This window comes from Rhizobium aethiopicum, from assembly GCF_900094625.1.
Taxonomy (GTDB): Bacteria; Pseudomonadota; Alphaproteobacteria; order Rhizobiales; family Rhizobiaceae; genus Rhizobium; species Rhizobium aethiopicum.
This window is the reverse complement of sequence record NZ_FMAJ01000015.1, coordinates 22,179-45,624: the sequence shown is the minus strand read 5'-3', so window position 1 is coordinate 45,624 and position 23,446 is coordinate 22,179. Positions and strand designations below refer to the sequence as shown.

The 23,446-nt window shown below is 61.7% G+C and carries 22 protein-coding genes and 1 pseudogene; 8 read left to right on the top strand and 15 right to left on the bottom strand.

Translation table 11 applies throughout. The features are described from left to right. Window positions 1-33: 33 nt before the first annotated feature. Complete coding sequence (locus GA0061105_RS25215; RefSeq protein ID WP_092753645.1) at window positions 34-1,071, top strand: LacI family DNA-binding transcriptional regulator; 1,038 nt, start codon at window positions 34-36, stop codon at window positions 1,069-1,071. A gap of 41 nt (window positions 1,072-1,112) precedes the next feature. On the opposite strand, the gene GA0061105_RS25210 is transcribed toward GA0061105_RS25215, so the two are convergent. After that, window positions 1,113-2,135 carry a helix-turn-helix transcriptional regulator gene (locus GA0061105_RS25210; RefSeq protein ID WP_483434108.1) on the bottom strand — a complete coding sequence of 341 codons (1,023 nt, stop codon included), beginning with the start codon at window positions 2,133-2,135 and terminating at the stop codon, window positions 1,113-1,115. A 166-nt stretch (window positions 2,136-2,301) separates the two neighbouring features. On the opposite strand from GA0061105_RS25210, the gene GA0061105_RS25205 reads away from it, so the two are divergent. Continuing rightward, window positions 2,302-3,453, top strand: coding sequence for an ROK family transcriptional regulator (locus tag GA0061105_RS25205; protein ID WP_092753642.1), 1,152 nt, complete (start codon window positions 2,302-2,304; stop codon window positions 3,451-3,453). 166 nt (window positions 3,454-3,619) lie between these two features. Here GA0061105_RS25205 and GA0061105_RS25200 read toward each other — a convergent pair whose 3' ends face one another. From GA0061105_RS25200 to GA0061105_RS25175, 6 genes are read right to left on the bottom strand one after another with little or no spacing between them, the layout of a single operon-like run. Continuing rightward, window positions 3,620-4,666, bottom strand: coding sequence for a carbohydrate ABC transporter permease (locus GA0061105_RS25200; protein WP_064693092.1), 1,047 nt, complete (start codon window positions 4,664-4,666; stop codon window positions 3,620-3,622). 1 nt (window position 4,667) lies between these two features. Beyond that, a complete protein-coding gene (locus GA0061105_RS25195; protein ID WP_092753640.1) occupies window positions 4,668-5,654 on the bottom strand; it encodes a carbohydrate ABC transporter permease in 987 nt (328 codons plus the stop codon). A 2-nt stretch (window positions 5,655-5,656) separates the two neighbouring features. After that, window positions 5,657-6,763: an ABC transporter ATP-binding protein gene (locus GA0061105_RS25190; RefSeq protein ID WP_092753638.1), complete on the bottom strand. Its 1,107-nt coding sequence runs from the start codon at window positions 6,761-6,763 to the stop codon at window positions 5,657-5,659. After that, window positions 6,751-8,115 carry a polygalacturonase PglB gene (gene pglB / locus GA0061105_RS25185; protein WP_092753636.1) on the bottom strand — a complete coding sequence of 455 codons (1,365 nt, stop codon included), beginning with the start codon at window positions 8,113-8,115 and terminating at the stop codon, window positions 6,751-6,753. Before pglB ends, GA0061105_RS25190 begins: the two co-directional genes overlap by 13 nt. Beyond that, window positions 8,112-9,206 (bottom strand): beta-galactosidase BglB, encoded by a 1,095-nt coding sequence (gene bglB, locus GA0061105_RS25180; protein WP_092753634.1) that lies wholly within the window; start codon window positions 9,204-9,206, stop codon window positions 8,112-8,114. The genes pglB and bglB overlap by 4 nt, the downstream gene beginning before the upstream one ends. Window positions 9,207-9,222: 16 nt before the next feature. Then, window positions 9,223-11,745 (bottom strand): hypothetical protein, encoded by a 2,523-nt coding sequence (locus tag GA0061105_RS25175; RefSeq protein WP_092753632.1) that lies wholly within the window; start codon window positions 11,743-11,745, stop codon window positions 9,223-9,225. Window positions 11,746-11,935: 190 nt separating this feature from the next. Between GA0061105_RS25175 and GA0061105_RS25170 the strand changes: the two genes are divergently transcribed. Next, window positions 11,936-13,222, top strand: a complete 1,287-nt coding sequence (locus GA0061105_RS25170; RefSeq protein WP_064693098.1) for an ABC transporter substrate-binding protein — start codon at window positions 11,936-11,938, stop codon at window positions 13,220-13,222. A gap of 186 nt (window positions 13,223-13,408) precedes the next feature. On the opposite strand, the gene GA0061105_RS25165 is transcribed toward GA0061105_RS25170, so the two are convergent. Then, on the bottom strand, window positions 13,409-13,885 hold the full coding sequence (locus tag GA0061105_RS25165) for a MarR family winged helix-turn-helix transcriptional regulator (protein WP_064693099.1): 477 nt from the start codon (window positions 13,883-13,885) through the stop codon (window positions 13,409-13,411). A 97-nt stretch (window positions 13,886-13,982) separates the two neighbouring features. Between GA0061105_RS25165 and GA0061105_RS25160 the strand changes: the two genes are divergently transcribed. Both GA0061105_RS25160 and GA0061105_RS33790 read left to right on the top strand, forming a co-directional pair. Beyond that, complete coding sequence (locus GA0061105_RS25160; protein WP_092753630.1) at window positions 13,983-14,351, top strand: antibiotic biosynthesis monooxygenase family protein; 369 nt, start codon at window positions 13,983-13,985, stop codon at window positions 14,349-14,351. Window positions 14,352-14,365: 14 nt separating this feature from the next. Next, entirely contained in the window at window positions 14,366-14,497 is a 132-nt protein-coding gene (locus tag GA0061105_RS33790; RefSeq protein ID WP_280949953.1) for a hypothetical protein, read from the top strand. 153 nt (window positions 14,498-14,650) lie between these two features. Here GA0061105_RS33790 and GA0061105_RS25155 read toward each other — a convergent pair. From GA0061105_RS25155 to GA0061105_RS25135, 5 genes and pseudogenes are all read right to left on the bottom strand, one after another. Continuing rightward, window positions 14,651-14,854: pseudogene (locus GA0061105_RS25155) on the bottom strand (rhizopine-binding protein); the annotation flags it as partial. Between the two features lie 24 nt (window positions 14,855-14,878). After that, window positions 14,879-15,763 carry a carbohydrate ABC transporter permease gene (locus GA0061105_RS25150; RefSeq protein WP_092753628.1) on the bottom strand — a complete coding sequence of 295 codons (885 nt, stop codon included), beginning with the start codon at window positions 15,761-15,763 and terminating at the stop codon, window positions 14,879-14,881. Then, a complete protein-coding gene (locus GA0061105_RS25145; protein ID WP_064693234.1) occupies window positions 15,753-16,679 on the bottom strand; it encodes a carbohydrate ABC transporter permease in 927 nt (308 codons plus the stop codon). The genes GA0061105_RS25150 and GA0061105_RS25145 overlap by 11 nt, the downstream gene beginning before the upstream one ends. 68 nt (window positions 16,680-16,747) lie before the next feature. Further along, complete coding sequence (locus tag GA0061105_RS25140; protein ID WP_092753626.1) at window positions 16,748-17,971, bottom strand: ABC transporter substrate-binding protein; 1,224 nt, start codon at window positions 17,969-17,971, stop codon at window positions 16,748-16,750. Between the two features lie 48 nt (window positions 17,972-18,019). Then, window positions 18,020-19,339 carry an alpha-L-fucosidase gene (locus GA0061105_RS25135; RefSeq protein WP_208601701.1) on the bottom strand — a complete coding sequence of 440 codons (1,320 nt, stop codon included), beginning with the start codon at window positions 19,337-19,339 and terminating at the stop codon, window positions 18,020-18,022. A 207-nt stretch (window positions 19,340-19,546) separates the two neighbouring features. On the opposite strand from GA0061105_RS25135, the gene GA0061105_RS25130 reads away from it, so the two are divergent. Beyond that, window positions 19,547-20,554: a LacI family DNA-binding transcriptional regulator gene (locus GA0061105_RS25130; protein ID WP_092753622.1), complete on the top strand. Its 1,008-nt coding sequence runs from the start codon at window positions 19,547-19,549 to the stop codon at window positions 20,552-20,554. A 6-nt stretch (window positions 20,555-20,560) separates the two neighbouring features. Here GA0061105_RS25130 and GA0061105_RS25125 read toward each other — a convergent pair whose 3' ends face one another. Together GA0061105_RS25125 and GA0061105_RS25120 are read right to left on the bottom strand one after the other, a co-directional pair. After that, entirely contained in the window at window positions 20,561-20,836 is a 276-nt protein-coding gene (locus tag GA0061105_RS25125; protein ID WP_092753620.1) for a type II toxin-antitoxin system RelE/ParE family toxin, read from the bottom strand. Then, entirely contained in the window at window positions 20,836-21,096 is a 261-nt protein-coding gene (locus GA0061105_RS25120) for a CopG family ribbon-helix-helix protein (protein WP_064693235.1), read from the bottom strand. The genes GA0061105_RS25125 and GA0061105_RS25120 overlap by 1 nt, the downstream gene beginning before the upstream one ends. Window positions 21,097-21,394: 298 nt before the next feature. Between GA0061105_RS25120 and GA0061105_RS25115 the strand changes: the two genes are divergently transcribed. Both GA0061105_RS25115 and GA0061105_RS25110 read left to right on the top strand, forming a co-directional pair. Next, entirely contained in the window at window positions 21,395-22,123 is a 729-nt protein-coding gene (locus GA0061105_RS25115) for a FadR/GntR family transcriptional regulator (RefSeq protein ID WP_064693106.1), read from the top strand. Window positions 22,124-22,397: 274 nt separating this feature from the next. After that, window positions 22,398-23,411 (top strand): ABC transporter substrate-binding protein, encoded by a 1,014-nt coding sequence (locus GA0061105_RS25110; protein ID WP_092753764.1) that lies wholly within the window; start codon window positions 22,398-22,400, stop codon window positions 23,409-23,411. The last annotated feature ends 35 nt before the right edge of the window (window positions 23,412-23,446 follow it).

Genomic DNA, 23,446 nt, shown 5'->3' with positions numbered 1-23,446 from the left:
TTCAAGGTACGACCTCAATCGTAACGGATTAACGTGGAACGCAAAGTCAATCTCAAGGATGTCGCGCGCGACGCCGATGTGTCGCTGAGCACGGCCTCGCATGCGCTGAACGGAACCGCGCCGCTGACGATCGAAGTGCGCGAGAGGGTTCTGGATTCGGCCAAACGCCTGGGCTACCTCGACCGCCGCAGAAAAAAGGCGACAATTGCCGCGCTGCGCGTCCTGCTGCTCGCCATTCCCGACGATGCCGCGCCGGAGAGCGATCTCAACCTGGTGAGCTGGACGATCCTCAACGGCCTTCGCAGGGAGTGCGAGCGCCGCGGCATCCGCATCGTGCCCTACGTCAGCAGCGGCCGGCGCATCGACGGCGCCGAGGTCAGGCAGATCGCGATATCAGAGCGGGCCGACGGCATCGTGGTTTTGAACGACGACCAGCCGGAACTTATCCGGAGCCTCGCCTTCCCCGACATGCCTGTCGTCATCGTCAACGGCGAGGACCCGGCCATGCTGGTCGATACGGTGACGCCGGAAAACCGCTTCGGCGCGCGGCTCGGCATCGAGCACCTTCTGGCGCTCGGCCATCGCCGGATCCTTCATCTGACCTGGAAGGGCCGCACGACCATCCAGCGCCGGTACGACGGTTTTTCCGATGCCTATCTCGCCGCACAGCTTCCGGTGCCGGAGGACATGATCGTTGAGGCGGAGGGATATGAGCCCCGGCATGGCGAGGCGGCCATCAACGCGCTGCTCCATCGCGACTCCACGATGAAAGGCGCCACCGCCGTCTTCTGCGCAGCCGACAATCTGGCGCTCGGCTGCCTGAAAGCGTTGGCCGATCGCGACATAAGGGTACCCGACGAAATCTCTGTCCTCGGCTTCGACGATATCGTTCCCGGCGAGTTCAGCCGCCCGCCACTTTCGACCGTGAGCGTGCCGACCGACCGTCTCGGCGCGGCAGCGCTCGCCCTCATCGAACAACGGTTGATCGCCAACGATCCGCAACGACCGGCTCACCGCCTGGAGCTTGGCTGCCATCTCGTGCTGCGCGGCAGCATCGCACCGCCGCGCTGAACCGCATAGAGAGCCGGGATGTCGAAGCGCCAGCGCTCAAATCAGCGCAAGCGCTCAGCCCGTAGCCGCGTATCCCGCGGGCTTTCTCCAAAGCTGCTGCGGTAGATGATGGAGAACCTGCCCGCATGAGCAAAGCCCCATATCGCGCAGATTTCGCGGACCGATTGCTGGTTCGTCGGATCCCGCAGCTGCTCGCGGGCTGCCTGCAGCCGGATCGCGCGGAGGTAACCGGCCGGCGACGTTCCCCTGAATGCCTTGAAGCCCGTTTGCAGCGCGCGAAGGGAAACGCCGACATCTTCGGCCACCATCGTCATCGTCAGAGGTTCGGCGATATTGGCGTGCATATAGTCGATGGCCCGTCGGACATGCCAAGGTGCAACCAACGACACTTTGGCTTTTTCCAGATCATCGGAAAAGCGGTGGCGGCCAAATCGGATCACAAGATGGGCGAGGGTTTCGCTCATCGCCGCTGCGGCAAGGGGCGACGATAGGAGCGGACCGCTGTCGCGCATGCCCTGCACGATCGTCTGGAGCAAATTGCCGATCAACTGGCCTGACTGCGTGGCGAGATCGAGGATAGGGTCGAGGTCGAGCGACTCGGAGAGTGGCTTTTCCACAAGCGAGGCGAGCATCCTCTTCACCACCTTCCAGTCCAGGAAGAGGGCGTCCGAGCGGTGCGGTCCACCCTGGACCACACGATCGCCGGCTTCGTGGTTGTTGGCCATGAGAAGATGACCGGCGCCGCTTTCGATCGTTCTCCTCCCTATGGACAGTCGAAAGGATCCGGTGTGCGGCATGAAGAACGCGAGATGCTGCGGAGACTCTTCAAGCGTTCGGATTGTCCAGGAACTCTGATACACCGAATGCAGCACCGTGAGCGCCTCGGTCCTTCGCAAGTCCGCGGCCCAGGCAAATGTCCGGTCGTTTTTCAACGGCCGCGCGCCGAAAACTCCATAACCCGCCGTAAAGGCCTGAACCATCGACTCGAAGCTGACGCCTGCATGGGTGGGCTCAAAACCGTAGCCCCCATGCCCAGCAAGGCGGGCCGTATTCTCCGGTCTCACCAAATCCATGCTCTCCCTGCCACGTGAGACGTCATCGCGACTGGCCTGACCAATCTTGATGCTTTAAGCAGGACCGGCCAAACCACGGATGATTTCCTTGCCCTGCGGAAGCAAAGCGTCCCCTTCCCTGCTTCACACTCACAGTGTAAATCAAAATGATCGGAAAATGAAGTACGTTCCTCTGGACCATGTGGCCGCACATTTTTTACGAGACACGCAGCCTGCGAGAGTAGCTTCTCGCAACGAACGCGACCTGTTGCGGTTGATCTGGAAATCGCCCGGCCTCGAACGATCCGACCTGACCGAACCGCTCGATCTCACCCAGCAATCGCTGCACCGGATCGTCGGGCGGCTTCACGAACGGGGAATGGTCGCCTTTTCCCAATCGGAAAATCGGCGGGCCGGTCCGCCCAGTCCGAAGCTGACGCTGCGGAAGGAGTGGTGTCTGACGCTCGGCATTTCGGTCAATGTCGGCTCGATCGGCCTTTGCGTAATGGGCTTCGGCGAACCGTTGGACAATATGGAAATTCCGCAGGCCGGTTCTTCGCTATCTCAGGAGATCGACCGAATCGAAGCGGCGGTCGAAGATGTTCTTGCCCGACGCGGCGCCAAGCGGCGCGACATCCTCGGCGTCGGCCTGGCAGTCGCCGGCCATCGCATGCTGGAGACGGCTTTCAATTGCCCTCTGCCGCTTGCCCATTGGTCGCTGATCGACCTGGCGCCCCTGCTTGGAGAGCGACTTGGCCTGCCGGTCTGGGCAGACAATGTCGCCAGGACCGCGGCCTTGGCGGAAGCAATCTTCGGCGTTGGTCGTGACGTCGCCGATTTTGCCTATATTGCCCATCTCCATGGTTACGGCGGTGGTCTGGTTTCCGGGGGCATGCCGTTTCGCGGCAGTTTCGGGAATGCCGGCGAATTCTCCGTTCTCTTCGGACGTCAGGATTACGACGATCGTCCCGCACTCAACCAGCTGCTCGAATATCTTCGCGCCAAGGGCCGCGTTGGCCTGACCCTGAAAGATCTGAAGAACGAAAACCTGGTGGATTGGGATGGTGTCGAGGAATGGATCGACCGAGTCACCCCGGCTCACAATCGAGCCATCAATGCGATCTGCGCGATCTTCGACCCGGCATTGATCGTGCTTGGGGGCGAGCTACCAGATTCACTTGCAAGAATGCTGATCGAACGCACCGAATTCAACAATCTGCCTCGGCATGGCGCACTGCGCGACGTTCCGGAGCTGGCCGTGGCACAGATCATCGATGCCCCCGGGGCAATCGGCGCGGCCTTGATCCCGCTCTTCGAAACCGTTTTGTGATACCGCCCAGGCAGCCAAGCCCGCGCGGCTCCATTTAAATAGACTGAAGCGCACCCCAGGACCAGGGCGGTGCGCTTCAGCCGGCGCGATGAGATGGGAAGGCAGTCTTCAATGCTTGGGAGGTTTCCACATCTCGACCCCGATCGGGGTTACGCGCCAGGATTGTTCACTTCATGCCCGTACCGGCAATGCCCGTGGTGATGTATTTCTGCAGGAACAGGAAGACGACGGTAACGGGCAACAGGCTGAGGAAGGTCATCGCGAGGATATAATGCCACTGCACCGAGAACTCTCCCTGGAAGGCGTTGAGACCGACCTGCAGGGTGAAGTTCTCGCGGCTGTTCAGGACGATGAGCGGCCAGAGAAAGTCGTTCCAGCGCCAGAGCACGGAAAAGATCGCCAGCACCGCGAGCGCCGGCGCCGTCAGCGGCAGGATGATGCGCCAGAAGATGCAGAATTCGCTTGCCGCATCGACGCGCGCCGCCTCGATCAGCTCGTCGGGTATGGTCAGCATATATTGCCGCAGCAGGAAAACGGCGGTCGGAGAGGCGACCGTCGGTAGGATGACACCCCAGAGATTGTCGGCGAGCCCGACCCCGACGATGACGAGATAGGCCGGGACCATGACGACGGCGAGCGGGATCATCAGGGTCGAGATGATGATGACGAAAACAGTCGTGTCCCCGCGAAATTTGTATTTCGACAGCGCAAAGGCCGCCATGGCGTTGACGATCAATGTCAGCAGCGTCGCGACCACCGTGACGAACACTGAATTCTTCAGGAAGGTCAGGAAGTTGAAGCGCGTCAGCGGATCGGTGTAGTTCTCGGTGGCAACGCTCAGATGCTGCACCGGCGTGATCCCCTTCACGTCGACACTGACCGGCTGCCCCGGATTTGCGGGATCGACCATCTGCGCCTTGAGACCGATGCGCCTGATCATGGCCATTTCACGCTGCTGGCCGTCGATCGTGACGTTCCAAAGGCTGAGCGGCTTGTCGAATCCGGGCACGGTCTGCTCAACGGCGGCACGGGGAATCAGCGCCGGCGGAAAGCGGGTGATCTCGGCCGCGGGTTTCAACGAGGAGAGGCCCGCCCAGAGGACGGGAACGAGCACAGCGAGCGTTCCGCCGATCAGCCAGATCCATGACAAGATATCGGTGATATCGATGCGTCCGGCCCGGCGTGTGCGTGAGAGAAAGCTGATCGGGTTCATCTCAGGACTCCATTCGCTTGCCGAGGCGCAGCTGTATGAGGGTGAGAACCAGAAGCACCAGCCCCATGAGAACCGATGCGGCGGAAGCAAGGCCGAAGAGACGAAGATCGCTGCCGAAGGCCATCTGGTAGATATATTGGACGATGAAGCTGTTGGCCGTGCCTGGGCCGCCGCCATTGGTCAGAACCCATGCTTCGTCAAAGATCTGCACGGACTTGATCATCAGAAGGATGAACACGACAAGCAGGTTCGGGGCGAGAAGCGGAAGCGTGATCCTGAACAGCGTCCGGCGCGGCGTGGCGGCATCGATGGAAGCGGCCTCATAGAGATCTTTCGGGATTGCCTGGAGCCCGGCGAGCAGGATCAGGGTGTAAAAGCCCATATGGAACCAGACCGATACCACCACGACGAAAAAGCGCGACCAGCCAACATCAAGCAGGAATATTTCGGGGGGAACCCCAAGCATCTGAAAGAAGGCGTTCAGCAGGCCGTTGCGATCTAGGAACCACTTCCAGATCAGGCCGATGACGACGGGAGACAGCAGAACCGGATAGAAGAACATCGCCCGGAAGAAGCCCCGCGCAAAGATCGCCCGATTGAGGATCAGCGCCGTGATCAGCGCCACCAGCAATGTGGCGACGACGTTGAAGGCCACGAACCAAAGGGTGTTCCAAACCGCCGTCCAGAACAGCGATTCCTGGCAGGTTCCGGGCTGCAGATAATTGCCGCAGGAAAGCAAGGTGCGGAAGTTGTCGAGGCCGACAAACGGCCGATCGGAGACGAAGAGATTAGTGCCGCCGGTGAAGGCGTAACCGACCGAGATCGCGATGGGAAGGAAGGTAAAGATCGCGAACAGAATGAGATTCGGCGCCAGGAACAGCCAGGGCATACGCTTGCGGCCGAAGATGCGCTCGACCGCGTTCATCGGAGCCTCGACCACCCTCATCGCCGTTTCCCCCGCCTGGGAAACCAATGCACCAGCCGCCATCGTCAGCGCCTCCCCTGTCCTGATCGACGGGCAAAAGCAAGTTCGCTTTTGGGATCGAACAGATGAACACGTGCCGGATCGGCATCGATCACGAGCCGGTCGCCCTGGTTAGGCGCGAAATGGCCGGCCTCATGGATGATGATCTGCTCGTCCTGTCCCTCGAGATTGCCGTAGACATAGGTCTCTGTGCCCAGACCCTCGTGATACTGGACGACGAACGGCAGGCCCTGACCGCTGGAGCGCGAGAAATGCGCGGGCCTTATGCCGGCGAGAACCTCCTGCCCCACGGCGATGCCAGCGGGATCGACATCGCTGACGATCCTCCCGCCGTTGGCGACATCAATGGCGATGCCGCTTTCCGTGATGGCTGCGACCTTGCCCTTGATGATGTTCATGCGCGGCGAGCCGAGGAAGCCGGCAACGAAGAGATTGCGTGGGTGGTCGAAGAGGTCGAGCGGCGCGCCGACCTGCTCGACCCGACCGGCGCGCAGCACGACGATCTTGTCGGCCATCGTCATCGCCTCGACCTGGTCGTGGGTGACGTAGATCATCGTCGTTTTGATCTCGCGATGGAGCTTGGTGATCTCCGCCCGGGTCTGGACGCGCAGCGCCGCATCGAGGTTCGATAGCGGCTCGTCGAAGAGGAAGATATCGGGTTCGCGCACGATCGCCCGGCCGATCGCCACGCGCTGGCGCTGGCCGCCCGAAAGCTGCTTCGGACGCCGGTCGAGATAGGGCTCGATCGCCAGCATCCTGGCGGCTTCGGCGATCCGCGCGTCGATTTCGGCGCGCTTGAATTTCAGATTTTCAAGGCCGAAAGCGAGGTTCTTGCGCACGCTCATATGCGGATAGAGCGCATAGGACTGGAAGACCATGGCAATCTTGCGCTCGGCCGGCGACAGCGCGCTAACGTCGCGACCGCCGATTGCGATTGCGCCCGAGGTCACCTCCTCAAGGCCGGCGATGACGCGCAAAAGGGTCGATTTGCCGCAACCGGATGGACCGACGAAGACGACGAACTCGCCATCCTTGATGTCGAGTTCGACGTCATGCAGGACTTTAACGGAGCCATATGACTTGTTGACGGTGGAAAGTTTCAGTTCTGCCATGCCCCACTCCCCTCAGGTGCCGCCGTCTCGAAGACGACGTCGTTTTCGTTCCAGCCTTGCGGCAACGGTGTCGGCCTCGTGATCCGCACCTCGTTCATCAAGACCCCGGCGACATCGGCCACATAGATGGCTGGCATGCCCCGGGGATAGTCCTGCAGACCGATCACCCTGCCGTCGGAGCCACGGGTCCAGGCATTGGCGCGCCCGCCGCCATCGGCCTTCGGCGCGAGGTCGGCATTCGTCGGGCGCAGGTCGTAGGTCCGCCCGGTGCCAAGCTGTCCGGGCTGCTGGTCGACGGCGATACGGGCCAGCGACACGTTCCGGATGCCTGACGTCGCGGCAGCAATGATGGTGATCGCCCCTTCCATCCGGCCGGTCACGTCTTCGACGACGAGATTTTCGATGGCGCCCGCGGGGCGTTCGGCGATACGGTTGACGACATTGACGGTCAGCGCTTCCCCCGAGCCCCAGAAACCATCCGGCGTTTCCAGGCACTCTACCGAAATCCTGGAAAACCTGACATTCGATATCCGGCCGCCGTCGCGGGAGAAGATGCCGAGCGCCCTGTTAGAAGACGAGACGCCGCAATCCTCGAAGACGACGTTGCTGACATCGCCATGCGTTTCCGTGCCGATCTTCAGCGCGCAGCTGAGGCTCTGAACAGTGCAGCGGCGCACGAGAATGTTTTCGCATCGCCCGATGGCCACGCCGTCAGGCCCAATGCTCGTCTTCAGGCATATGCCGTCGTCGGCCGTCGATATAGTGCAGTCTTCGATGACGGCGCCGCGGCAGGCGTCGAGCACGATGCCGTCCGTATTGGGAAGGCGGCGGTCGTTTTCGATGCTCACGTTCCGGACCGTGAGATCGGTGCAGTCGACGAAATGTAGCGTCCACATCGGCGAGCGGCTGATCGTGACGGAACTCATCTCGACCTCGTCGCAGCCTTCGAAGACGACGACGCGAGGACGGAATTCGGCCGGAACGAAGGTTCCAACCGTCTCGTCGTCGCCTGTGATGAAGCTTTCACATCCGGCTTCGATGCGACCCGCCCCCGTCAGGCTGATCCGCCGCGCCTCCCTCGCGACGATCATGCCGCGATCCGACTTCTCGGCAATTACCGATACGCTCGTATGCGCGTAAGCCGCATAGTCGGGGACCGGACGCAGGATCGCGCCGGCGGCAAGGTGCAGATCGACGCCGGAGCGCAGTCGCAGGCCCCGGCAGATGTGGATGCCTGCCAGGAGCTCAAGACGCCCGCCGCCGGACGCCGAAAGAGTGTCGATCGCGGCCTGCAGGCGATCGGTATTGTCGCCGTCGAACGCCTCGATCGCGACGAGGGAGGGAGCACTCATTGGCGGCGGCCACTCTCGATCAGGACTTCGGTCAGCAGCAGCATGGTCAGCGCCTGGCCGTAAGGTGTCGGCAGGTTCGGGATGCGTCGGTAGAAATCGAGGTCATGGCCCATCGGCGTGCCGTCGGAAACGCCGTGGACCACGCCTTCCTCGTCGATCTGCGCCAGCACGGCCTTTAGCGCGCGCTCCGCATGAACCCTGCCGCTCTCGTCGAGAATGCCCGCGTCGATGGCGCGCAACATGCCATAGGCGATGCCAGCCGTGGCCGAGGTTTCCAAGGGCGAAGACGGATCGTCCAGAAGCGTGGTGAACATGCCGTCCGGCCGCTGGTATTTCTTCAAGGAACGCACCTGGCTGACGAGGACATTCGACAGGAAACGCCGATCCTTCTCGCCGAGCGTCGGCACGAGATCGAACAGTTCGGGGATTGCAACGGTGATCCAGGCATTGCCGCGGGCCCAGAAGGCATTGGCAAAATTGTGCCGGCCGTTGAAGGTCCAGCCGTGATACCAGAGGCCGGTCACGGGATCGGAGAGATAGCGGGTGTGGATGACGAACTGATAGACGGCCTCGTCGATCCAGTCGTTGCGCTCGCAGAGCACGCCGGCCCGGGCGAGGAACAGGCAGGCCATGAACAGCGTGTCGTCCCACAATTCGCCGTCGTTGAGGCGTTCCTTGACGACGTGTTGGAAACCGCCGTCCTCGGTCTTCGGCAGCTCCTTGACAAGCCATTCGGCCCAATCCTCAACGAGCGCGCGGAAATCGGGGCGGTCGACATGCTCGACGAGGATCGCGAGCGGCAGCATCGGCGCTGTGCTGTTGATCTGGCGTGGCGGCAGGCCGCGCTCGATCTGCGCGCTGTACCAGGCAACGAGCTCCTGCAGCGCCTTCTGGTCATTGGCGGAGATCGCACGGCGCAGGAAGCCGTAAAGGCCGACGCCGACTTCCCAGTCCCATTCGTCGAACTGGATTCCCGAGGCGGCATCGTCTGTTACGAGGCCTTCCTTGATGCCCCTGAGCCGGCTGAAAGCCGTCGCCACGCGATCGATCGTCGTCAGGAGGGCGGTATTGTCGACACATGCTGTGTTCATGCTGGAGACCTATGCTTTAGGAGTAGAACGGCCCGTCAGTGCTGGCTTGGGACACGGCACTGTCGTGAGTGAGGATCGGGTGCGGCTGGTCATGCGTGAACGGCCGGTGTTTGCCGGCGATCGAAAGACCGTCGGCATAGGAAAGAGCGATCGCCGGACCGCCCGGCGGCGTCAGGGACAGACGCCGAAGCGCGGGATCGAATGACACCGCCGTCTGGCACAGGCGCTCGATGAAGGCCTTGAAAGCGTCGTCATTGCCCGATGCTACGATGGCCGCCCAGCCGCAGAGCGATCCGTGCGAGCGCGCCTCGCGGCCGGCGGTCGGGCCGTCCGTGATCAGCTCCAGGCCGTTCGACGCCCAGAGGGCGGCAAATCCCCTGCCCGACCGGGCGATCAGCCATTTGTCTTCGACAATCAGATCGTCGAGACCGTCGCGGCCGATATAGGCGTGCGTCCACGCATGCCGCGCGTCACCCGTGTCCTCGATCAAAAGGGCGACGTCGCGATGCTGGGCGACACGCGGCAGGATGCCGTTGCCGGCCCAATAGGACGGCCGTTGATTGCCCCACGGGTCGTCTTCGCCGGGATGGTTGACCCACAACCTCGCCATCGGATTGCCGGCGAGCCGGATATCTAGAACGTGCTGCTGGTGCCCTTTTCGGCCGGTCTTGTGATCGACGACCGTCGAAAGCTGCGCGGCCTCGTTCTTGAAGAGCACGAGCTTTCCGCTCTCCAGCCCCTGGCTGTAGCGTGCCTCGACGCTTCTTCCCCGCGAAAGCGAAGCAAGCTCGGCGAGATCGGCCGGCGGCTCATAGTCACCGGCGCAGAACATGGTCAGCGCCGCAACGCCGTTGTTCAGCCAGCCGGTGCCGAAGGCGACCTGGGCGAAGGGCGCAAGCTCGGTCAGCGGGCCGGCGCGAAGTTCCTTGTCATAGGCGCGACCCTGGGAGCCGGCGGGAACGCCAGCGAGCGTGTGGAGCGCAATCATCCGGAAGATGAGGTCGATCTGGCCGCGGGCGCGATCGGCGATCCCGTTATCCGCCCAGCGCTCCAGCGCCAGCAGGCCGATGAAATCGATCGGGTAATAGGCGGCCGAGTTCCACTCCGCCAGGCCATGAGCCTCGACGCTGTCAAACCAGCGCCCCAGGCGCTCCACTGCGAGTTCCGCCTGCTGCCGTCCCGTCCGTCCCGAGGCCGAGAAGACTTCGTCGGGCAGCAGAAGTCCGGCCAGAAGCTGGCTGGTATGGAAGCAGAGCACATGGTTCTCGCTCCAGAACCACATCGCGTCATTGCCCGGCTCGTCGACCCAGTAGCGGTAGGAGAGAACGGAATGACGAATGCGGTCGACCGTGGCCTTGGGCATGCGGGCGCCATAGGCGCCGAGCAGCCACAGGAGCGGCACCATGATGAAATCCGAGCAGTCCTCGCGCTGATCGATGGAGGCGAGCGTCGCATCGACGATGCGGTCAAAGCTTTCCTGGTCGTCGTAGCTGTTTTCCATCATCGCGATCAGGCGGCCGGCACGGTTGGCGCCGAAGCGGGCGCTGTATTCCAGCGCCTGGCGCTTCCGGGCGGCAAGCGATCCCTCTGCCTTCAATGGTGAGATGCTGCTCATGAAGGCGGCATCGATGATGCGGGTAACGGAGCCGGGCCCCGAGCCGATCGTCATGTGGATGCCGTGATAACCGTCGGCAATGCCCTGGATATCCTCGGCAACCAACAGGCCCTGACGGGCGCGAAGGGTGAGCTTCGCATGGGCGAGAACCGGTCGCTCATGGCCGTGGCCGACCACCTTGATCTCCACCGGCAGGTCGCGCTCGGGCGCGGTATCGAAGACGATTTCCAGCGGCTGATCGATGAAAACGTCGCGCGCCGGGCGCACGCCGCGCGAGAGCGCTTCCAGTTCGCGCACCTCCTCCTGATCGAGCGCGACCGGCAGCAGGACCGAGAGCGGCTCCTTGTCCAGCATTTCGAGCTCGAAGAACCAGGTCGTGTCGCGCTCGGCGAGATCTTCTGAATGGACGAGAATCTCGTTGTCGCCGGCTTCGAGCAAGAGCGCGATCTCGGTTGCGCTCTCGGTGTTGCGCTTGAAGGGCTCGAAACGCACCGACTCCTGCCCATTGACCCATATGCGAACGCCGCCGCAGGTCTTGAGCGCGAGGTTGAGCGTGCGCGGCGCTTCCGTCCTGAACGTGCCCTTCAGCCATTTCCTCACATGTGTGGGCACATGCCAAAAGCTGGTGAATTCGACGCGGCGGTTCGAGCCGGGAAGATTGAGGCTTTCGGTCGGCCAGGATGTGTCGGGCTCGAGCTCGCGGCCAACCATGGTGGACCAGAAGGCCTTGCGGCACGGCAGGTCGCCGACGTCGACGAAACCGTTGATGAAACGATAGTTCACGCGATCTTCGGCAGGTGCCGGCTCGCCTGGGAAATAGCTCTCGATGAGGGCCGACACGGCCCATGCCGTGATCGTCTGCCCCTCTGCCACGCTGTAGGCTGGCGCCATGTCGTCCGGCTGCTTGCTGCTTTCCGTTTTCACAGATCGCCTCCTCCGCAATCGTATGAAAATATTTTCATCAGGTTATTTCCGTAAGCGTTTTCAAAAATTGCTCAAAAACATCGCTATTCGCATAGGAAATAGCTTGACGGGACAAATGTCAAGTATATGAAATTGGCCTATCGATGGCTGAGGTCGCGATTGATGAAAATGTTTTCATGGGAGGATGAAAATGAAAACGTATCTATCAGGGGCTTTCGCACTGGCGCTTGCCACCGTTTCTTTCGCATGGTCCAGCGCGGCTATGGCGGAAACCCAGACGATCACCTTTCTCTTCACCGACGACGACCAGGCTTACGTCGAGCGGATGGAAGCGCTGAGCAAGGAATTCGAGACAGCGCATCCCGATATCAAGGTGAATTTCGTTTCATCGGGCTATGATGCGGTCGCCAAGCAGCTGCCGGTGCAGCTCGCCATTGGCGAAGGCCCTGACGTTGCCAAGATCACCGACTGGCAGCTGGCGCCCTATTACCTCGACATGCGCCCGCTGATGAAGGATCCGGATGGCTTCGCCAAGCTGCACGGCGACAGCCTGAACACGCTTCGCTTCCCCGGCGTCAACGATCCGAACTCGATCAACGGCTATGTCGCGTCGCAGACCTTCAACCTGCCCTTCGTCAACAAGACGCTCTTCGAGCAGGCCAAAGAACCGCTTCCCCAGCCCACAGCCACGCTGAAGGACATCGTCGAAGCCTCCGCCCGAGTCGCCAAGGCGACCGGCGCCCAGATCCCCTTCACCATGGACCGCTCGGGCCATCGCTTCTCGGGTGCTGCCTTCTCCTACGGCTCGAACTACGTCAAGGACGGCAAGTTCTCGTTCCCCGACGACGCCGCCAAGCGCTACATCACCGATCTCTACAACTGGACCAAGGACGGCTCTTTCCCCAAGGAAATGTGGGGTGCTGCCGGCGGAACCCAGTACAAGAACATGGGTGACGAGTTCGTCAACGGCAATGTCGTGACCTATCTCGCCGGCAACTGGATGGTCAATCCGTTCCAGAAGAAGATCGCCGACGCCTTCGACTGGACGGCGATCAGCGCGCCATGCGGCGACGCCGGCTGCTATGCGATGCCGGGTGGCACGGCGATCGTCGGCTTCAAGCGCACCAAGCATCCGGAGGCCGTCGCCGCTTTCATCGAGTTCCTCGGCTCCGAAAAGATCCAGCGTGAAATCGCCGAAAACTACGTGATCCTGACCGGCGCCGACATCAAGGATCCGCAGTACAAGCTCGAGAGCAAGAACGCCCAGGATGCCATGGCCGTCTTCCTCGCTGCCCGCAACAGCGCCCCGAAGGCAGCCCGTGACCTGGAACGCCTCAAGGGCTCGTCCGCCATTTATCAGCTCATCGTCCAGCGGATGAGCCAGCTGATCGTCGGCGAGCTGTCCCTCGAAGACACCTTCAAGGCCATGAGCGCCGACGTCGAAAAGGTCAACGTGGCGCTCGCCGCCAACAAGTAACCGGCCGCGCCTGTCTCCCACAGATTGCGCGCTGCATCAGCCACGACCTCGCAACGGGCCGTGGCTGATCGTTTTTTGGGCGACCCGCATCCCACCATTTCCGAAGATCGAGGCGGCGCGCTATCGCCGCCGGGGTTGGCGAGACTGAGGCGCTCTCCAAAGATCGTACATCGACGCCGGGCGACCTCAGCCCTCTTCCCCAGCATCCTCGCTTCTTTCCAGCTTGCGCAGAAGCGCCTTCATGACACGGTGAGTGCCTTGAATGTCCGAGATTTCGAGGCCTTCGGCTAGGCCGCTGGCCCAGGGGGCCTGGAGGCGCATGGCCTCGTTGAATGTCTCCCGCCCCTTCTCCGTCAGCACGACCAACTGAGCGCGGCGGTGATGCGGGTTGACCGCGAAGGCAACAAGCCCTTCCTTCTCCAGATCATTGACGATGCGCTGCACGTTCTGGCGATTGGCACCCATGTCGCGCGCCAACCAGGCTACCGGCTGCGGGCGCTCCGACGCGCCGACGGTGCCGAGAACATGCCAGCGCGCGCTCGTCAGCCCGAGGCCGGCGACCAGCCTGTCGCCGGATGTCAGCATGCGGTTGTTCAGCCTGAACAGGTCGAGGACGAGGTCGGTCAATGCGGATCCTGCTGCACTTCGCTCGGCGTGGTCCATTTGTCACCATCAAACTAAATTGACATTATAGTGTCAACACAATATGTTCTCTTCATGTCGAGTTGACACCATAGAACCATATGGACCGGAGCAAGTCATGTCACGCATTCGTCCGCTGGACCCCGCCTTCCCCATCGACCGGCAAATCGGGCTCGAAGCCTCGCCGGTCGTGCTCATCAATCTTTTCACACTCGATGTGGCAGACGAGCCGAAATTCCTCGAGGTCTGGCAGGACGACGCGGCTTTCATGAAACGCCAGCCCGGCTTCATCTCCACCCAGCTGCATCGCGCTTTGGGCGAAAACCCGACCTACTTCAATTGTGCCGTCTGGGAATCCAACGCGCATTTCCGGGCCGCCTTTGTCCATCCGGAATTCAGGGCAAAAACATCGGTCTATCCGTCTTCGGCGATTGCCTCGCCGCATCTCTTCCAGAAGGTCGCAGTCGCAGGCATCTGCGTCGCCTAGCTGGATATCGAACCGTGCTGAAAAGACAGGGCATCCTTGCCATCGCCGGCCTCATCGCCATGTTCGCGATCCTCCATCTCGGCTTGTCGTCGCCCCTGGGCATCTTCGGCCTTACCTACTGGCGGTCGGGCTGCTCCTCGTTCTGAACAAATTAGATCGGCTACTGCCGCTGGCGTCCGGCGCATAAGGCGATGGGCCTCGTCTACCTGCTCGTCATCGGCCATTTCATCGCCGCGCCGCCGGCCATTCTCTTCCATGCGAGCCCATCGGTCCTGTTTCTGACCGGTGCGACGGCCATGGATGTTCCCAGGCTTCACGAGCTGGAAAGGAACGTTGTTTTCGCGCGGCACCTTCTCCTTCCTAACGCGCTTCACGGCAGCCTCGACCGTGGCGGCGCCCTATCCGGCGGCGCTCTGGAGGATGGTGACGTCGAGATCGCCGGCCTCCATCGCGGCGAGTGCGTCGACGCCGGCGGCGACCGTGTCCTTCATCGGCACGCGAGATGAAACAAGTCTTGTATTCTGAGACTAACGCCCGCCAAAGCCGGAGCCGACGCTGATGCCCTTGTAGATCACCCTCTGCAGCACGATGGCGAGTATGACGCCCGGCACCATGGAGATCGTCGCGCCCGCCATGATGTAGTTCCAGGAAGTGCCCTGCTGCGTCTGGAACAGGGTGAGACCGAGCGGCAGCGTCGCCTTATCGAGCCCGCTAGTGGCGATCAGCGGCCAGAGGAAGCTCTTCCACTGCGCTATGAAGGTAAAGAGCGCGAGAAGGCCGATCGCCGGCATGGCAAGCGGAACGATGATCCTCACCAGGATGCGCAGGCGCGATGCCCCGTCCATCATCGCCGCCTCGTCGAGATCCTTGGGAATGCCGAGGATGAACTGCCGCAGCAGGAAGGTGCCGAAGGAAGAGAAGGCGACCGGCAGGATCATTCCGTGATAGGTATTGATCCAGCCAAGCTTGCTGACGATGAGGAAGAGCGGGATGACCAGCATCACCTGCGGGATCATCAGCGTGCTGAGATAGGTGAGCAGCAGCCCCTCACGGCCGGGGAACCTCAGACGGGCGAAAGCGTAGGCCGAAAGGCAGGACACCACGATAACGATTGCGGTAACGCCGCAGGCGACAACGATGGAATTCATGAGGAAGGTGCCGAAGGGCAGCGACACCAGCGCCTCGACGAAATTGCCCCATTGATATTCCTCCGGCAGGATGCGGACCGGCACGGCGAGCACTTCGGTATTGGAGCGCACCGCGTTCGACACCATCCAGAAGAAGGGAAAAAGGAAGAGCAGCGCGATCAGCGACAATGCGGTGTAGCTGAAGAAAGTGCCGATGTGCCGCAGGATGCGATGCCGGTTCAGGGACAGGGAGTGCGGATGCCGTGAGGCCGGGTTATTCGTCATAATGCACCCATTTGCGCTGCATGTGGAACTGCAGGATAGTCAGGCCCATGATCATGACGAACATCACCCAGGCGAGCGCCGAGGCATAGCCCATCTGGAAATTGGTGAAGCCCTTCTGATAGATGGCGAAGCCGAGGGTGGCCGTCGCCGAGCCGGGGCCGCCGCGCGTCATTGCGAAGATTTCGTCGAAGACCTGCAGCGAGGTGATGGCCGTCATGACGGTGGCGAAGAAGACCGTCGGCGAGATGAGCGGCAGGCGGATGCGCCAGAAGCGCCGCCACGGACCGGCGCCGTCGATCATCGCCGCTTCGAGATAATGCTTCGGCACCAGATCGAGCGCGGCGTTGAACATCACCACGTTGTAGCCGACATTGGCCCAGAGCGTGACGAGCACGACCGCCTGCATGGCCCAGCTCGAACTCAGCAGGAAATTCGGCAGGCCGAGGCCGAGCCAGCCGATGACGCTGTCGGCGAGCCCGTCCGGCGTGAAGATCAGCAGCCACACCACCGAGGCTGCGATCGTCGGGGTAAAGGTCGGCAGGAAGAAGATCACCCGGAAAATCGCCTTGCCGCGCTTGAGGCTCGAAATCCAGACCGCGAGCGTCAGCGAGACGACGATGTTGAGCACAAGATACTCGACGGCGAAGAACAGCGTGTTGCCCAGGATGGTGTAGAAGGCAGGGTCGACGGTGAACAGTTTGATATAATTCTGCAAACCGACGAAGGACGGCGTCGAGAGCAGCTGCCAGTTGGTGAAGGAGAGCGCCAGCGAGGCCAGGATCGGCAGAGCCATGAAGACCATGAAGCCGAGGAAGCTCGGCAGCAGGAACAGCATCGCCGTTTGCGTCTCCGGCATCAGGAAGCGCCGCGGCTGATCAGGCTGAATAGCGATTTCGGCAACGGCGCTCTCCGACATGTCTTCCTCCATGCGCGGCACCTCCTGCCGCGTCGAGAGCGAGCGCGCCCTGCGGACGCGCAGGCACTCTATTGCTGCGCGAGGCTCTGGATGGATTCCATCGTCTGCTTGGCGTCGGCGCTGCCGCCGAAGGCCGGCGGGAAATACTGGTTGAACAGGTTTTCCACTGCCGCCCAGTTGTTGGTGATCACATAGGGCACCGAATGCGCCAGCGAATAATCGAGCGCCTCGCCGCCATTGGTAATGTCCTTGGCCGCCACCTTGTACCAGGACGATTGCGAAGCCGTGCGCGCCGGGAGCGCACGGCCCTGTTCGGCGAGATATTGCAGTGCCTCAGGGCTGGTCAGCACCTGGATCGCCTTCCAGGCCGCATCCTTGTTCTTGCTCGTCGTGGAGATGCCGAAACCGGAGCCCGCCGTGACCGCAGCGAGCTCCTTGGCATCGGCGCGCGGCAGCGTTGTGAGACCGATCTTGAACTTGGCCTTGTCCTTCATGCCGATGATCGACCAGGGTCCGTCGACATACATGGCGACGTTGCCCGAATTGAACCGGCCCTGGATGAATGTGCCGACATCAGCGCTCGACGGCACCAGCGGCGCGATCTTATCCTTGGCGGCAAAGCCGATCACCCTGTCGGCAGCCGCAATAGCGCCGGGATTGGTAAGATCGAGCTCGCCGGCATCGTTGACATATTTGTCGCCCCAGGCCGACGCCAGCACCGAATAGTTCTGCGGGGTAATGCCGAAGCCGTACTTGCCGTCTTTCGTCAGCTTCTTGGCGGCGTCGGTGAATTCTGCGAGCGTCCAGCCCGGCTTCGGCAGCGGAATGCCTGCAGCCTTGAGCGCATCCTGGTTATAATAGACGACCCAGGGACCAACGTCATAGGGCAGACCGTATAGCTGCTTGTCGACCGACATGCCGCCGATGATTGATGGCGTAAAAGCGCCGACGTCGAACTTGTCGGCCGCGATCCGGTCGTTCAGCGGTTCGAGCAGCGAATAGAAATTCGGCATGCGCAGCGACTGCATGGAAACGATGTCGGCAAGCTGGCCCGACGCCGCCAACACCGGCAGTCGCGTCCAGTAATCGACCCAGCCGGTCGTCGTCAACGTCACCTTGATATCGGGATATTTGGCCGTCACCATGTCGGCAAGGTGCTGCCAGCCCTTGGTGTCGGCATCGGAACCGGTCCACATCTGCCAGGTCAGGTTGACCTGCTCGGCCGAAGCGGATGTGGCAAAGAGGCTGCCGCCGATTGCGGCAAGCAAAAGCGTTTTCTTCAGAACCTTCATGGGTTTCTCCTCCCTCCGTGACGCAAGAACACGCGAATGCGACCGAGTTCACGCCTTGAGGACGATCTCGATCACCGGGACGGTAACGTCAGGTCGCCGGACCGGCAGTTCGAGCATGATCATGCCTTCCGGCACCATCACGCCGATATTGGAATCCACATCCCTCGTGTGGCTGAGCCAGCGCACCTCGCTGGCGTCGTGCAGGAACTGCGCATAGGCGATCCTGTCGGCGAGGCCCTCGATGTGGATGTGGCGGTAAGGCCAGTTATAGACATGCAGATAGAGGCGATTGCCGCGCTGGGTGTAGCGGCAGCCGACCGGCGCCGAAAATTGGGACGGGCCGGCGCCGTAGATCGACCGGGCATTGACGTCCATCCAGTTCTGGTAGATCTCCAGCGCGGCGATGGCGCGCGCATCGAAGGTACCGCGGCCGGTCGGGCCGACATTCATCAAGAGGTTGCCGCCGAGCGCGACGGAATCGATGAGCAACTGAATGATCTGTTCCGGGCTTTTCCAGCTATCCTCGTCGCGGTGATAGCCCCAGGAGCCGCTGAAGGTATGGCAGGCTTCCCAGAGCACGCCCTGGCTGGCGATAGCAGGCGCCACGCGCGGCGTATATTGCTCCGGCGTCGTTATGTCGGGCAGCTTGCCCGGCGGCAGATCGAGACGGTTGTTGACGATGATTTCGGGCTGCAACTCACGCACCAGTTCAAGCAGCCGTTCGCTCTCCCAATCGGCGCGCCCTTTGCCGGGCAGGCCGTGATATTCGCGCTGGGGATAGCTGAAATCGAACCAGATGATGTCGATGCGGCCGAAGCCGGTCAGAAGCTCGCGCACCTGTTCGCGCATATAGGCGGCGTAATTGGCGATGTTGCGGCCGGCATTCAGCGCCTCGGCTTGCGGATGATTGCGCAGGGGATGGTGGACATCGATCGGGAAATCGGGGTGGTGCCAGTCGAGCAGCGAATAATAGAAGCCGATCTTCAGCCCCTCCGCGCGGAAGGCCTCGACCAGCGGCGTCAGCAGGTCCCTGCCGCAGGGCGTGTTCGGCGCCTTGTAATCGGTGACCTTGCTGTCCCAAAGGCAGAAGCCTTCGTGATGCTTGGTCGTCACCACGACATACTTCATGCCGGCGAGACGGGCCCGGCGCGCCCACTCCTTGGGATCGTAGAGATCGGGATCGAAATTGTCGAAATAGCGCTGGTAATGGTCGTCGGTCAGCTCTTCGCGGTTCTTCAACCACTCATGCCGGGCTCCAAGGGCATAGAGACCCCAATGAATGAACATGCCGAGACGATCATGGCTGAACCAGGCGTGCTTGCCCGCTCCCGATACCGGATTTTCCGGCAGGCGCTCCGAACTCATCACAGGTTTCTCCTCCCTGTTTTCCGGTTCCACCTCATATCGAACCGGTTCGGTGACTGAACATCTTCCTTGATCCCATATCTGTCAAGCCGAAATTCGCGGATTGCAGAACTGCGGGATAAATGCACCATAACTGGGCGATCGAGCGGGATATGTTGCGCATACCATGAAAAAGTGACAGAAGGAGGCATTAGAACCGGTTCGACAGAAATGACCACCATACGCGATGTCGCGCGACTTGCGGGAGTTTCGATCTCGACCGTCTCGCTCGCGCTCAATAGCCCGAAGCGAGTCGGCGCCGAGACGCTCGACCGCATCCAGCAGGCGATACAATCGACCGGCTACCGGATCGATCCGGTGGCCCAGACGCTGGCGCGCGGGCGCAGTTCGATCATCGGCTTCGTCTCGGCCAATCTCGGCAACATGTTCTTCGGCGACATCCGCCGAGAGATCGAACACCAGGCGCTCGACCACGGTTATTTCGTGCTGATCGCCGATTCCTCTGGCAGAGCCGATCTCGAACGGGCGCTGCTGGAACGGCTGCAGGCGCAGAAGATTGCCGGCATCGCCTTGGCAGCAAACGGGCGCGGCGAGGAATACGCAAGCTTCCTGCGTGACTTCAAGACGCCGATCGTCATGTTCGACCAGAAGGTGGAGGGCGCCGAGCGCGATTTCGTCGGCTCCGACAATCCGCTGACGACGACCATCCTGACCGAGCACCTGCTGCAGTTCGGCCACCGGCGCATCGCTTTCATCTCCGGCCCGAGCGGCCTGCACACCGCCGACGAGCGCCTGAAGGGTTTCCTGGACACGATGGCCGGCGCCGGCATCGACGTCGATCCCACGCTGGTGGTGGAGGGCGGCTATACCAGGAGCGGCGGCCATACACAGGCGATGCGCCTGCTCACCCGCCGCGACCGGCCGACCGCCATCATCGGCGCCAACAACATGATGGGGCTGGCAACCCTGCAGGTGATGCAGGAGATGGGCTTCCGCTGTCCCGACGACGTATCGCTGGCAATGGTCGACGACGTGCCCTGGAGCAACGTCATCACGCCGCGCATCACCATGGTCGTGCAGGATGCGCAGAAGCTCGGCGAATTGGCGGCACAGCGCCTGCTGGCCAGGATCGCAAGCCCCGCGGCGGCCGCCGAGCCGCCGCAGGATTTCATTCTGACGCCGAGATTCGTGCGTGGGGAGTCGACAAGGCGGCTGTAAGGGCTTCTACCGATCCTCACGCGTATGCCAAAGCCGCAATATATAGATCGTCGACTGCTGGATTTCATAGCGTAGCTCATAACGGCCAACGAGAATGCGGCGGACCTCACGAGGATCGAACTCCTCAAGCCGGTCGCCGAGACGCGGCTGTTCGAGCAGCCGTGCGGGGGCTGCCGTCAGTGCCTGTACAGTTCGGGTCGCAGCGCGTCGGTCGACCGGGGAGAGAAAGTCGTATAGGCGGGCGATGTCCGAGACCGCTTTGCTCGTCCACTTGACTTCCATCACCGGGGCAACGAAATCGGCGCGTCGGTATCGAGACTATCGGCCCAGGCTTGAACAGACTGGTGATCGACAACGGTGCCGCTATCCACGTCGGCCAACGCCTCAAGCGTCAAACGCCGGCGCTCCTCTTCCTGGTCAATCCATGCAGTCAGGGCCTGCTTGACGATCCAGCCGCGCGAACGTTCGAGCCGAGATGCGAGCTGATCGACCTTCTGCGCAAGCGGCAATGGAACATGGGCCGTCAGAACTTTGGTCTCCATCGAAAACTCCTCATCATCAATCATCCATAATCATAGCGATTAATTTTGATTGCATCCAGCACTATAGAGAATAACGTCCGACTGAGGCTTGCCGGCAGGCTGACGCAGCGTTGAGGTCTTCAGAGAATACAAGGCCGAATTTTCATTGGCGTTGATAAAAGCAGTCAAGGAGAAGCGGCTGACCTTCATCCATTGAAAGCGTGCAAGATTTGTCATACATGTGTGATGAATCGCAAATTTCGGAATGTCGCAGGTTCGGCGTCCGGATCGAAGCCGATGCGGGGGTCGAGGCGTGGCTATGCAGGGGAAGGATCGCAGCAGGGGCTCGGGGTCGCTGGTCTCACAGGTTGGCGAAAGCCTGCGGCAAGCGATCCTCAGCGGCCAGTACGCCGCCGGCGACAAGCTTCCGAGCGAGCACGAGCTGACCGAGACGCACAGCGTCAGCCGAACCGTGGTGCGCGAAGCCGTGGCCGCCCTTCGTTCCGACGGGCTGGTCGAGGTGCGTCAGGGCGCGGGCATCTTCGTGATCAGCTCCGACCCAGCGCTGTCGGGCCGGAAAGTCGACAAGGCCCGGGTCGCCTCCGATCTGGAAGTCCTGGAAATCCGTACCCCTGTTGAAATCGAGGCGGCGGGGCTCGCCGCGCTCCGCCGTTCGCCGGCGCAGGAGGAAGCGATCTTCGAATGCCACCGGAAAATCCTCCAGTGCATCGAGACCGATCAGTCCATCCGCGAGGCGGATCTCGAACTCCATGTCGCAATCGCCGAGGCGACCAACAATCCGCTGTTCAAGCACTTCCTGGAATCCCAAGGCATGGCGATCATCCCGCAATCGAGGGTCGTTCCTGAATCGCGGACAGCCGAGCAGACCGCCTATCGCAAACTGATCCACAGGGAACACGAAGCGATCATCGTGGCGATCTCCGACAGGGACGATCAGGCGGCCCGCAACGCCATGCGCGAACATCTGGTCGGCAGCCAGGCCAGGTATCGCAACCTGCTGAAGGATCTTCGAAGCTTTGCAAGCTGAGGCTAACGCAAAGCGCTGCAGCTTTTCAGACATCACCAGACCAACTGCTATCCCGGCCACCGTCAGCAAATCTGCTGGCCGATTGCGCATCCGCGGTTATTGTAAGGACCGCGCGCAGCCCATATCGGCGTGATTTATGGAGGGGCTGTTAACCTGTCTGCGGCTGAAAGCTAGTTGAAAGCTTCGGCGTCTTAGGAAAGGCCAGCATCGTGGAGGAGACACGGGTCAAGGTGGCGAGACGACGATGCGGGTAAACCATCAGGAGGAGATTTCCATGCGTTCTTCACGCAGCCTTTTTCACACCGTCGCTTTTTCCGCGCTTCTCGCCGCAGCCTCGTTCACGTCAGGCGTCGCCCATGCAGCCGACAAGATCACCATCATGGTCGGCGGCTATGAGAAGCAGATCTATCTGCCCGCCAAGCTTGCCGAGTCTCTCGGTTACTTCAAGGAGGAAGGTCTCGATGTCGAACTGCTGAACGAAGCTGCCGGCGTCGATGCCGAAAACCAGCTTCTGGCAGGCGCCGTCCAGGGCGTCGTCGGCTTCTACGACCACTGTGTGGACCTCCAGGCCAAGGGCAAGTTCGTCGAATCCATCGTCCAGTTCAGCCAGGCGCCGGGCGAGGTCGAGATGGTTTCGAGCAAGCATCCCGAGATCAAGTCGCCGGCCGACTTCAAGGGCAAGAGCCTCGGCGTCACCGGTCTCGGCTCCTCCACCAACTTCCTGACCCTCTTCATGGCCTCCAAGGCCGGCCTCAGGCCCGGCGACGTCGTCACCATTCCGGTCGGCGCCGGCGGCACCTTCATCGCCGCCATGCAGCAGGATCAGATCCAGGCCGGCATGACGACGGAGCCGACGATCTCGCGAATGATCAAGACAGGCGAAGCGAGCGTTCTCGTCGACATGCGCACGGTTGAAGCGACCCGCAAGGCGCTCGGCGGCACCTATCCGGCGGCCTCGCTCTACATGGAAACCTCATGGGTCGAAGAACATAAGGACGAGGCACAGAAACTCGCCAACGCCTTCGTCAAGACGCTGAAGTACATCAACACCCATTCCGCCGCCGAGATCGCCGACAAGATGCCGAAGGATTTCTACGTCGGCGACAAGGACGGCTACATCAAGGCTCTCGAAGAGGGCAAGGGCATGTTCACGCCCGATGGCGTCATGCCGGAAGACGGTCCGCAGACCGTGCTTGCCGTGCTCTCGGAGTTCTCCAAGAACGTCAAGGGCAAGCAGATCGACCTTTCCAAGTCCTACACGATCGAGTTCGTCAAGAACGTCAAGTGAGGCCACCGCGCCGCTTTCCGGCTCCCCGGCGGAAG